General features: G+C 61.7%; 1 protein-coding gene. It reads right to left on the bottom strand.

The window, feature by feature from the left end; all coding sequences use genetic code 11:
* Window positions 1–92 precede the first annotated feature (92 nt).
* On the bottom strand, window positions 93–13,276 hold a 13,184-nt coding region (locus QM600_RS17075; protein ID WP_502943011.1), incomplete at its 5' end, for an amino acid adenylation domain-containing protein.

Genomic DNA, 13,276 nt, shown 5'->3' with positions numbered 1-13,276 from the left:
ACTGAAACCGGACGAACTGACAACGGACGGAAGGCGTCGATCCGGCACCACGTGTGCCGTCTCGATGCTCTCCACTGGGCAAATGCTTCATATTACCCAATCACGCCGGTGCCTTTCTCTGATGTGATCTGCGCATCAGCGATGAGAGAACTCACCAACGATGCAATTCCGTCAGCACCGAGCGCCGGCAGAATGCCCGGAGCCAGACCGTTCAGCGACACCGAAGCCTGTGCGTCGGCGCCCAGCACTGCGCCCATCGTCGCCTTTGTCGTAGCCAGCTTTTCTGCCAGCTGAGTGAAGGTGACAGTGTGCTCACCGTGGGTGAATGCCACCGCGGTCGGGTCTGCCGCTGCGGCTGCCGCAGCCAGATCCGGGAGGTCCTCCACCGTCTTCGGCTCAGCAGCCTCGAGCAATGCCCGCTCCGTGTCCGTCACGATGTCGATAGTGCGCAGAACCACAGTCGGATCCGCCGCGACGGCGTCGACGACGGCCCGCAGCCTGGCGGCGAACACCTCCATCGTCGAGGCGTCGTACAGATCGGTTGCGTAGGTGAATCGCATCCGAATGTCCGACAGACGGCCGTCCTCGTCGAACTCCTCGATACCGGTCAGCTGGAGATCGAACATGGCCGCATCGAATCCGTCGTCGACCGCCGAGAGTTCGAGACCTGGCAAGGCGAACGTGCCCAGAGCCATGTTCTGGAACGTCAGCATCACCTGGAACAACGGCGAGTAGGCGTGCGAGCGCTCACGACCGACCTGCTCGACCAGACGCTCGAACGGGACGTCCGCATGGCCGAACGCCGCGAGGTCTTTCTCCTTCACCTGCTGCAGCAGGTCTACGAACGTGGTGGACGGTGCCACCTGTGTGCGTAGGACCAGCGTGTTGACGAACATACCGACCAAGTCGTCCAGAACTCGCTCACCACGACCGGCTACCGGGGTGCCGATTGCGATGTCGTTGGAGCCGCTGAGCTTGGACAACAACACCGAGAACGCCGCGTGCACGACCATGAAGACCGTCGAGTTCTGCTCGCGGGCGATCTCGGCGATACGACGCGTCGAATCGGTTCCGAGTGTGAACAGGAAGTCTGAGCCCTTCATCGACTGTGTCGGCGGGCGTGGACGGTCCGTCGGCAGTTCCAGAAGTTCGGGAACGCCGGCGAGTTCCTGGGCCCAATACGAAAGCTGCGTCGACAGTTCACTGTTCGGATCGTCTTCGGAACCGAGGACGTCACGCTGCCACAGTGTGTAGTCCGCGTATTGCACCTCGAGCGGCGCCCATTGCGGTGCCGCTCCGCCGGTGCGAGCGGTGTACGCGACCATCGTGTCTCGGATCATCGGTGCCATCGAGAAGGCGTCGCCACTGATGTGGTGCACGACCACGATCAAAACGTGTTCGGTGGGCGTGATCTGGAACAGACGTACTCGGAGCGGAACCTGCGTGGTCACGTCGAAGCCCTGGCCGACAACCTTCGCGACCTCTGTCGCGACCGTGTCCTCACCGACGTAGAGCACAGCCATGTCGGCGGTTGCCGCCGACTTCGACTGAATCGACTGCGTCGGACCGTCCCCCTGGTCCGGGTAGAACGTCCGCAGAATCTCGTGGCGCGCAACAAGATCGGATACAGCCGACTCCAACGCTGCCACGTCGAGATCCCCGGACATCCGAATTGCCAACGGAATATTGTAGGCAGCAGAACTGCTGTCGAGACGGTTGAGCACCCACATCCGCTGCTGAGCGAGCGACAACGGAATCTGCGAGGGCCGATCCTGCGGCACCAACTGTGCCCGCGAACCGGAGCCGGCATGTTCGAGCACCCGTGACGCCAGGGCGACGACGGTGGATGCCTCGAAGATGATTCGCACCGGGATCTGGGCGTCGAGCGCCTGGCCCAAACGGGCCACGACCTGCGTAGCGACCAAGGAGTTTCCGCCGAGTTCGAAGAAGTCGTCGTCCAACCCGACTCGCGGTGCACCGAGGACCTCGGCAAAAACCGAAGCCACGATTTCCTCGACTGGGTTGCTCGGAGCGCGGAATTCCGTAGCCTCGAACTCAGGCTCCGGCAATGCCTTTCGATCGATCTTTCCGTTGATGTTGAGCGGCAGTTCGTTCAGCACCATCAAGGCCGACGGGACCATGTAGCTCGGCAGCTCACGAATCAATTCCGACTTCACCGCATCGAGATCAATACTGGCATCTGCCTGCGGCACGAGGTAGCCGACCAGTCGATCACCCAGGCGCGGATCGGTTTTCGCCACTACGACGGCCGCTTCCACCGACTGCTGATTCCGCATGACAGCTTCGATCTCACCGAGTTCGATGCGGTAGCCACGGATCTTGACCTGGAAGTCAGCACGATCGACGTACTCGAGTTCCCCGTCTTCACGCCAGACGACGAGGTCGCCCGTGCGGTACAGACGGCTGCCGGGTTCACCGAAGGTGTTGGCGACAAAGCGTTCCGACGTGAGATCGGCCCGGCCATGATAGCCGCGAGCCAACTGTGTTCCGGCCAGATACAGCTCACCGGTTACGCCGACGGGGACGGGGTGCAGTCGCTCGTCGAGGACGTAGACCTGCGTGTTCCATTCCGGCGCACCGATCGAGACCGACGTGATGTCGCGTCCGTCCACGTTGTGCGCGGTCACGGACACGGCAGCCTCGGTGGGTCCGTACAGGTTGACCAAAGCCGCGTCGGAAACCTTGCGGAACTCGCTCGCAGTTGCCGCCGGCAATGCCTCACCGATGGCCAACACACGCTTCAGGGACTGCGGAAGGCTTCCGTCGGCCGCCGAGTGAAGCATCGCCAACATCGACGGCACTGCATGCAGCGTCGTCACCTTCTCCTGCGCCATGAGCGCAAGCATGTACTCGGCGTCCTTGTGCCCGTCCGGGTCTGCGATGACAAGGCGTGAACCGGAGGTCAACGCGGACCAGAACTCCCACACCGAAAGGTCGAACGTCGCCGCTGTCTTGAGCAACATCGCGTCGGTCTGATCGAGACCGTACTGATCGCGCTTCCACAGAAGCTGATTGACGATCGCGGCGTGCGAAACGGCTACACCCTTCGGCTTACCCGTCGAACCCGACGTGAAGATCACGTACGCGGTATTTGCCGAACGGAGCGGTGCGATCCGCTCGTCGACGCGCACCGGATCACCGGAGACGTCGGACAGGTCGAGAGTGTCGATAGCGACGACGGAGTCGATATCCGGCAGCGACGGGGCATCGCGCTCTGTGCTGAGCACGCACACCGGTGCTGCCATGTCGAGTACGTAGGCGGTGCGATCGGCCGGATGATCCGGATCGATCGGAACGTAGCCGCCACCGGCCTTGACGACGGCGTACATGCCGATCACCAGGTCGATGGATCGGCGCATTCCCAACGCCACCAACGATTCCGGGCCGACGCCCAGGCCGATCAGGTGACGTGCAAGGCGATTGACCTTGTCGTCGAACTCGGCATAGGTCAACGATTCATGTCCGTGGACCAGCGCAACGGAATCGCTGTGGGCCGCTACCTGCTCGTCGAACAGATCGACGAGTGTCGCAGCGGAATCGGTGTCATGATCAGTTGCATTCCATTCATGCAGAACCCGATTCGACTCGAGAGGGTCGAGCAGTCCGATGTCACCGACCACTACGGACGGATCCGCGACAACCGAGGCCAGTACCGCGATAAACCGATCGGCGAACGACTGGACCGTCGACTCGTCGAACAGATCGTGTGCGTAACTGAAGACAGCCGAAATGCCCTTTGCGACACCACGTTCGTCGTAGTTGTCGCCGACGATCAACTGGAGATCGAACTGCGCGACACCGTTGTCGATATCGAGTCCCTTGACCGTGAGGCCGGGCAACTCCAGGCTGGCCTGTTCCATGTTCTGGAAGAGGAAGCCGACCTGGTACAGCGGATGGCGGGCAGTCGAACGCGCCGGGTTGAGAACTTCGACCAACCGCTCGAACGGAATGTCGGCATGCGCAAACGCCTGCAGATCGTTCTCACGTACGCGGGCAAGCAGTTCCGTGAAAGTCTCGCCGCCGTCGACGTGTATACGGAAGACCAGGGTGTTGACGAACATACCGATCAACTCGTCCAGCGCCCGCTCACCACGACCGGCGATCGGAGTACCGACAGCAATGTCGTCGGTCCCGGACAACCGAGCCAGCAGGACTGCAAAAGCTGCGTGCGTCACCATGAACAGCGTGGTTCCCTGCGCACGGGCCAATGCCGACAATCCCTGGTGAATCTCCGCGTCGATCTCGAAGGGGAGGTAACCGCCGCGGTACGACTGCGCAGCCGGACGCAGACGGTCGGTCGGCAGATCAAGCTGATCCGGCAGCCCGGCCAATGCCTTACTCCAGTACCCGATCTGCTCGGCGGCAACCGATTCGTCATCCTCTTCGCTGCCGAGAACCTCGCGCTGCCACAGGCTGTAATCGGCGTACTGGACATCTAGCGGAGTCCAACCCGGCACCGTTCCCTGGGCCCTGGCCGCGTAAGCCATGACAAGGTCCCGGGCAAACGGGGTGGTCGACGAACCGTCGGCTGCAATGTGGTGCACAACAACTGCGAGGACATACTCGTTCGCTGCAACCTGGAACAGCCGAATCCGCAGCGGAATTTCAGCTGTCACGTCAAATCGTGTTGATGCCAATTCAACCAGCTTGCCGACGATCTCGGTTTCCGGCACATTCTCGATGTCGAGCTCGACCGGCGTATATCCCACGGGCTCGATGACCTGGACAGGTCCCGAATCCGTTTCGGGATACACGGTTCGCAGGGTCTCGTGACGTGCGACTACGTCGCGGATCGCGGCGCGCATTGCGTCGAGGTCAAGCTCGCCGCTCAACCGCAGCGCAAACGGCATGTTGTACGCGCCGGCCGAACCGTCGAACCGGTTGAGGAACCACATACGCTGCTGCGCAAGGGAAAGCGGAATCTCTGCCGGACGGTCCTGCTGCGTCAACGCCAGGCGAGTTCCTTCGCCGACGTGCGTTTCGAGTCGCGCAGCCAGCTCGTGCACCGTCGACGCCTCGAACAGGAGACGAACAGGGACCGCGGTATCGAGTTCTTCGGCGATGCGCATGACAACTCGAGTTGCGATGAGGGAATTACCACCCAACGCAAAAAAATCATCATCCAACCCCACCCGATCAACACCCAACACACCCACAAACGCCGACGCCACCACCAACTCCACCACCGACACCGGAGCCCGAAACACCCGAGCCTCAAACACCGGCTCCGGCAACAACCCCCGATCCAACTTCCCCGACGAATTCAACGGAAAAGCATCCAACACCACCACAGCCGCCGGAACCATATAACCCGGCACCCGCTCCCCCACAAACCCCCGCAACACCGACACATCAACACTCACACCCACAGCCGGCACCACATACCCCACCAACTGATCACCCGTCACCGACCCACGCACCAACACCGCAGCCGACAACACCGACTCATGCGAGGTCAACGCAGCCTCAATCTCCCCCAACTCAATCCGCTGACCACGAAACTTCACCTGAAAATCAGTACGCCCGATGTACTCGAGTTCTCCAACACTGCTCCAACGAACCAAATCCCCCGACCGATACATCCGCTCACCCACACCAAACGGAGACGCCACAAACCGATCCGCACTCAAATCCGGCCGACCCACATACCCCCGAGCCAACTGCACCCCCACCAAATACAACTCACCCGAAACACCCACCGGCACCGGCCGCAAACGCGAATCCAACACAAACACCCGGCAATTCCACTCCGGCACACCAATCGACACCACAGACCCCGACCCAGCAGCCGTCACATCCGCAAACGTAAACGACACCGCCGCCTCCGTCGGACCATACAAATTATGAACCCGCGCCGACGACACAACCGAAAACTCACGCACCGCCTCCACCGGCAACGCCTCACCAATAACCAACACATCACGCAACGAACCCAACAACCCCGGATCCACCAACGACGAAAACGTCGACAACATCGTCGGAACAAAATCCGTCACCGACACACCCTGCTCATCAATCACCGACGCCAAATACCCCGGATCCCGATGACCATCAGGGGCAGCCACCACCAACGTCGCCCCCACCCGCAACGGCATGAAAAAACCCCACAACGACACATCGAACGTCGTCGCCGTCTTCTGCAAATACACATCCACAGACGTCAGAGCATATTCCGCCTGCATCCACTCCAACTGATTCACAATCGCCCCATGCGAAACAGCCACACCCTTCGGACGACCCGTCGACCCCGACGTGAAAATCACATACGCCGCATTCCCCGAACGCAACGGCGCCAACCGATCCACATCCGAGAACCGCGCACCCGAAAAACCAGACACATCAACAACATCAACACACACAACCCGACGACCCGACGCCGAGAAACCATCACGCTCCGTCGACACCACACACACCGGATCAGCCGTATCCAACACATACTCGTTACGAGACGACGGCGCATCAGGATCAAGAGGCACCCACGCCCCACCCGCACGCACAATCGCATACAACCCCACCAACAAATCCGTCGACCGACGAACCGCCAACCCCACCAACGACTCCGGACCCACCCCCAACGACACCAACAACCGCGCAACACGATTCACACGATCATCGAACTCCGCATACGAAAGCACCTCACCCCCGAACACCACCGCCCGCGCCCCCGGAGACACCGCCACCACCGAATCGAAACCATCCAACAACAACCCACCCACCGTCGCATGAGCAGTGTCGTTCCAAGTGTCGAGCACAAGAGTGCGCTCGGCGGCAGTCATGATCTCGATGTCTCCGACTGCAGCAGTCGGAGTTTCACCGATTTCGGTCAGCAATGTTTCGAGGCGGCCCAACAGAGTCTGAGCGTACGACTCTTCGAAGAAGTCCGGCAGGTACCGAAGCGTCACGTGCAGTTGGTCGTCCAGACCAACCAGCAAGGTGAGCGGGTAGTTGGTCGAGTCGTCGGATGTGACGTCGTCGATCATCATCCCGTCCAGGAACTCCACTTGCGCGGCAAGACCTTCACGGTCCACCGGGTACGACTCGAAGATGACCAAGGTGTCGAACAGTCCGCCGACACCGGCGGCGCTCTGTACCTCGGTCAGTCCGAGGTAGTGGTGATCGAGCAGTCCTGCTTGTTCGATCTGAGTCCGCGAAAGCAAAGCCTCGACGGACTCTGCCAAGTCCAACTGAACCCGCACGGGAAGCGTGTTGATGAACAGGCCCACCATCTTCTCGACGCTGTCGAGCTGCGGCGGACGGCCGGAGACCGTGGCGCCGAAGACAATGTCCTGGCGTCCGGTCAAACGTCCCAACAAGATTGCCCAGGCAGCCTGAACGATCGTGTTGGCCGTGACGCCCATGCGGGAAGCCAAACCGGTGAGTGCCGCGGTTACCGGTTCGCTGAGCGAGAGCTGCAGCTTCTGCGACAGCGCACTGAACTCCTGGCCGGGGACGGCGGGAGCCAACAACGTCGGTTCTTCGACGCCGCCGAGCGCCTGCGCCCAGGCCTCCCGGGAGACACTGCGATCCTGCTGCACCAACCACGCCAGGTAGTTCCGGTAACTCAGTGCCCGCGACTGGGCGGGAAGGTTCCCACGCATCGCGTAGTGGCCCAAAAGCGACTGGAGCAGCAACGGCATAGACCAGCCGTCGAGGATGATGTGGTGGTTCGCCACCACCAGGCGGTACTCACTGGCCGCGATCTTGATCAACGTGAACTTGATCAACGGCGGGTTCGACATGTCGAAGTGCGTTGCCTGGTCCTCGACGAGGAGTCGATCCAACTCTGCAGTGCGTTCGGTTACATCGGCGATCTCGCTGAGATCGATCTCGCGCCACGGTACGTCGACTCCGCCGAGAACAACCTGCACGGGCGTGCCGGTTCCGTCGACGACAAAAGCGGTCCGAAGGTTCGGATGACGGTCGACGATGCTCTGCGCTGCGGCGTGCAGTCGATCTGCGTCGACACGGCCGGAGAGTGACAGCACCATCTGCACCGAGTACAGGTCGACGGTCGATTCGGCCATAACGGCGTGGAACAGCAGGCCCGACTGCAGCGGTGCGAGTGGCCACACGTCCTGCACAGCGGGGAAACGCTGCTCGAAGCCGTCGAGGTCCTGTTGGGTGAGCGCAACCAGCGGCACGTCCGACGGTGTGAGTCCGCCGGCGCCTGTGGTGCGTGCGTGCTTCGCCAATGCCGTCAGGGCTTCGACCCACAGATCGGCAAGAGCCTGGACTTCTGCCTCGGTCAGTAGGCCGCTCGGGAACGCAAACGACGCTTCGAGCACTGCTCCGCCGGCTCCGTCGTTGACGATTGCATTGATGTCGACGACCTTGTTAGCGGGCATGTCCGGGTCTTCCGGCGCACTGACTTCGGAGAAGTCGCGAGCCGGAATCCATCCGAGCTCCTGGGCTGCAGCCGGAATATCTTCCGCCACAATGCGGCCCAGGTAGTTGAAGCTGATCTGACCGCTACTCAGTTTCGTAAGTTCCGCCCGAGTCTCGTCGTTCAGGTAGCGCAGCAGTCCGTAGCCCACCCCCTTGTCCGGGATGGCGAGCAACTGTTCCTTGACTGCCTTGATCGACTGTCCTGCCGCGACTCCGGCGTTGAACGCATCGTCGACGTCGATACCGGCCAGATCGAGGCTGATCGGGAATGCAGCCGTGAACCAACCGACTGTGCGTGAGAGATCTGCTCCCGGAACTACGCCCTCTTCGCGGCCGTGGCCTTCGAGTTGGAGCAGTGCTGCTTCGGTGCTGATACCGCGTTCACGACGCCAGCGAACGAGGGCAAGTGCAAGTCCCGCCAACAGTCCGTCGTTGGCGCCGCCGCGGAACACCTCCGGCAACGTGGTCAGGAGTGTTTCGGTGACATCTGCGGGCACCTCGACGCGAACGCGCTCCACTGTTGCCGCGACATCGACGGACGGGTCGAACGCCCGTGAGCCGAGAACCGGGTCTGGCGTAGACAGCGTCTTACGCCAGCGCGCCATCTCTGCAAGACGCTTGTCGGACCGCGATTCCGCAGCCAACGAATGTGCCCAGGTACGCATGGACGTGCCCGTCGGTTCGAGCACGGGCGTCGTTCCGCCTGATCGCTGCGCCCACGCAGAGATCAAGTCCGGCACGATGATTCGCCACGATACACCGTCGACGATCAGGTGGTGCGCCGCCACGATCAACCGGCCGGTGCGATCGTCGCCGAAGTCGATCCAGACGAACTGCGCCATGACGCCCGCTGCCGGATTCAATCGTCCGAGTGCATCGTCGAGTGCTCCCGAAGCAATGGCGGACAGTTCTGCTTCTGCCACTGCGGGATCCACCGACACCCGGCGTACCAGTGCGTCGGCATCGACCGTGCCAGGCGCGGATACCGACATGCCGGGACCGCGCTGATCGTCCACGAGTCCGTCTTGGGGTCGTCGCCCAGCGACTAGACGCGAGCGGAACATGTCGTGGTGATCGATGACAGCGGTCAATGTTTCGACAACGCCGGTCCGGTCGATTCCCTGCGGAAGTTCCAGCGTCAACAACTGGTTGAATCGCTGGTAGCTACCCGGACGTTCGAACATAAATCGCTCGATCGGAGTTAGCGGCATCCAACCGGTGCCACCGCCCTCGATCTCGGCCAGAACAGTGGCAGCGTCGGCGTCGGAGCCGAATACAGCGACCTCCGCCAGTGCTGCAACAGTCTTGTTCTCGAACACGTCCTTGGGAGAGAAGAGAATTCCACGTCCCTTGGCGCGAGAAACCAACTGAATCGACATGATCGAGTCTCCGCCCTGAGCGAAGAACGAATCGTCGGTGCCGATCTGGTCAAGTCCGAGTACGTCCGCGAAGACCTCGCTGAGGATTCGTTCCATCTCCGTGGTGGGAGCGCGGAACTCCTTGACCTCGAACACCGGCTCCGGCAGGGCCTTACGATCCAGCTTGCCCGCCGGCGTGAGCGGCATGTCCGACAAAACCATGATCGATGCCGGCACCATGTGCGCGGGCAGCGTACGCGAGATGAGCTCACTCAGCTCTGCCGAACTGACGGCTGAACACTTCCCGATGAACACGTACGAGACGAGCGCCGAAGCACCCGAGGCCAATGTGGTGCCCATCGTCGCCGCGAACTCGACGTCGGAATGAGCCGTCAGGGCCGCGTCGATCTCACCGAGTTCGATACGGAAACCACGGATCTTGACCTGGAAGTCGTTGCGGCCCACATATTCAACCTGATACGCAGGGACATTCCCCGTCGCTTCGCTCGCCCCGCGGGTCCAACGCACAACATCACCCGTACGGTACATACGCTCACCGGGCAGACCGTGCGGGTTCGCCACAAACCGATCCGAACTCAAACCCGGACGACGATGGTAACCACGCGTGACCTGCGGACCCGAAAGGTACAGCTCACCGGAAACACCCACCGGAACCGGCTGTAGACGCGTATCGAGCACGAACGCCGCCATGTCTCCGATGGTGCCGCCGATAGTCATCCGGTCACCCGGCATCAACGGCTCACTGACATTGGTGACGATGGTGGTCTCGGTCGGGCCGTACACATTGAGGAAAGTCCGACGACGGTTTGGCTGATCCGCCCACTTCGCCATCAGCTCCGGCGAATACGCCTCACCGCCCACACCGACCACCGCGAGGTCATCGAGACCCGACGGATCCATCGACGCCAGAGCCGCCGGCGTGATGAAGGCGTGCGTGACCCGTTCTGACTTGAACAGTTCGGTCAACTCGTCGCCGCCGAAGATCGACGTCGGCACGATCACCATGGCCGCGCCGGTAGCTACAGCCAGAAACAGCTCGAGCATCGACGCATCGAAGCTCGGAGACGCGAAGTGCAACGTACGAGAGTTCGGAGTGACCTTGTAATGCTGCGCCTGCGTGACACTGAAGCTCGCGAGACCGGCGCCGGTTGCCACGACGCCCTTGGGCAAGCCCGTCGTTCCCGAGGTGTAAATCACCCAGGCCGGATGCGCCGGCAGAACGGGGCGGACACGCTCGTCCGCGCGCACCGGTGAACTGTCCTGCGCTGCCATCAGTTCCGCGCACTGCGCACTGTCGACAGCTAGCCACTCCACGGTATCCGTGAGACCGGCCAGTTCGGCTTCCCGCGTCAGGCCCACTACGACACCGGAGTCGGACACCATGTGCGCGATACGGTCAGCCGGGTAGTGCGGATCGATCGGAACAACAGCCGCGCCGGTCTTGGACACCGCCCACACCAGCAGAACCGATTCGATGGAACGCGGAATCGATACCGCGACCAGATCTTCCGCACCCAAACCACGGGCGATCAGCACGCGGGCAAGCCGGGACGACCACGCGTCGACCTCGGCGTAGGTCATCGAACGACCCTCGAAGCGAAGTGCCTCGTTGCCCGGGTACCGCAACGCTGTTTCGGCCAGGATGTCGGCCAACGGCTTCGGTGAGATACCCGAAGATGCTCGACGACTGGTCAATTCGAGACGTTCAGGTACTTCGAGGATGTCGATGTCGCCGACAGACTGCGTCGCATCCGCGACAACCGCTTCGAGAATGCAAGTCAACCGATCGGCGAAGGAGACAACTGTCCCCTCGTCGAACAGATCCGTCGCGTAGGTGAAGGTCGCGGTCATTCCGTGACCGCCAACAGCTTCCACCAGCGTCAACTGAAGGTCGAACTTGGAAACGGTTTCAGCGATGTCGAACTCTGCTACGTCGAGCCCCGGCAGTGTCAGTTGGCTTTGCCCCAGGTTCTGGAAGGCCAAGGCTACCTGGAACAAAGGATTATGAGCCTGTGAGCGGACGGGATCGAGAACATCGACCAGACGCTCGAACGGCACGTCTCCGTGGGCAAAGGCCGCGAGGTCGGTCTCGCGCGCCGACGCCAGTAGATCACGGAAACGCATCCCCGGATCCACCTCCGTACGTAGCACCAGAGTGTTGACGAACATACCGATCAGATCGTCGAGTTCCGCCTCACCACGACCGGCGACGGGTGTACCCACCGCGATGTCGGTGGTGCCGGACAATCGTGCGAGCAGCGTTGCCAATGCCGAGTGCATGACCATGAACAGTGACGCCTGGTTATCGCGCGCTACACCGAGTAGCCCGCGATGTGTCTCGGCAGAGACGGGGAAACTCAGTGTTGCGCCGCGCCCCGTGAACACAGCCGGGCGAACCCGGTCACTAGGCAGTGTGATCTGATCCGGCACACCGTCGAGAGTGCGTGCCCAGTAGTCGATTTGCTGAGCCAGAACAGATTCGGCGTCGGCTTCCGATCCGAGGACCTCCCGCTGCCACAACGCGTAGTCGGCGTACTGCACCGGCAACGGTGCCCACGCGGGCGCTTGTCCGTTGCTACGCGCGTAGTACGCACTCATCACATCGCGAGTCAACGGTCCCATCGAGAAGCCGTCGGTGGAGATGTGATGGATGACAATGGCCAGGACAAAACTGTTGTCGTCAATCTGGAACAGTGTGGCCCGCAACGGAACCTCAGCGGTGACATCGAAACCAGCCGAACAGAATTCGGTCACGGCCGTCGCGCAGTCGTACGCATCGACCTGCACCGGAGCAAGATTCACCGGAACCGCCGCTGCCGGAAGGATCCGCTGGTATCCCGTGCCGTCAACCTCGGGGTAGACCGTGCGCAGAACCTCATGACGCTTCAGCACGTCCATGACGGCGTCGTACAAGGCAGCCTGATCCAGCTCACCGGTGAGCTGGATCGCCATCGGAATGTTGCTGGCAGCAGAAGTGATGTCCAACTGGTTGAGGAACCACATCCGCTGCTGCGCGAACGACAACGGCACCTGCGCCGGTCGATTCTGCGCAGTCAGAGCGATGCGTGAACCGCCGCCCACCTGCGAGCCCAAACGGGCCGCCAAACCTTCTACCGTCGATGCCTCGAACAACTCCCGCACACCCACAGAAGCATCCAAAGCCTGACCCAAACGCGACGCCACCTGCGTCGCAACCAACGAATTACCACCGAGCGCAAAGAAATCATCATCCAAGCCAACACGCTCAATACCCAGAACATCCGCAAACGTCTGCGCAACAACCTCTTCCACCACCGACGTCGGAGCCCGGAACACCCGAGCCTCAAACGACGGCACCGGCAACGCCCGACGATCCAACTTGCCGTTCACCGTCAACGGAATCGCATCCAACACCACAAACGCCGACGGCACCATGTACTCCGGCAACACACCGGCAATACCGGCGCGCAACTCATCGACCGACACGGTCATGCCGGAAGCCGGCACGACAT

This window comes from Rhodococcus sp. IEGM 1379 (assembly GCF_030056815.1).
GTDB lineage: Bacteria > Actinomycetota > Actinomycetes > Mycobacteriales > Mycobacteriaceae > Rhodococcus_F.
Note: the sequence above shows the minus strand (reverse complement) of the source record. Positions and strands in the feature narration are given on the sequence as shown.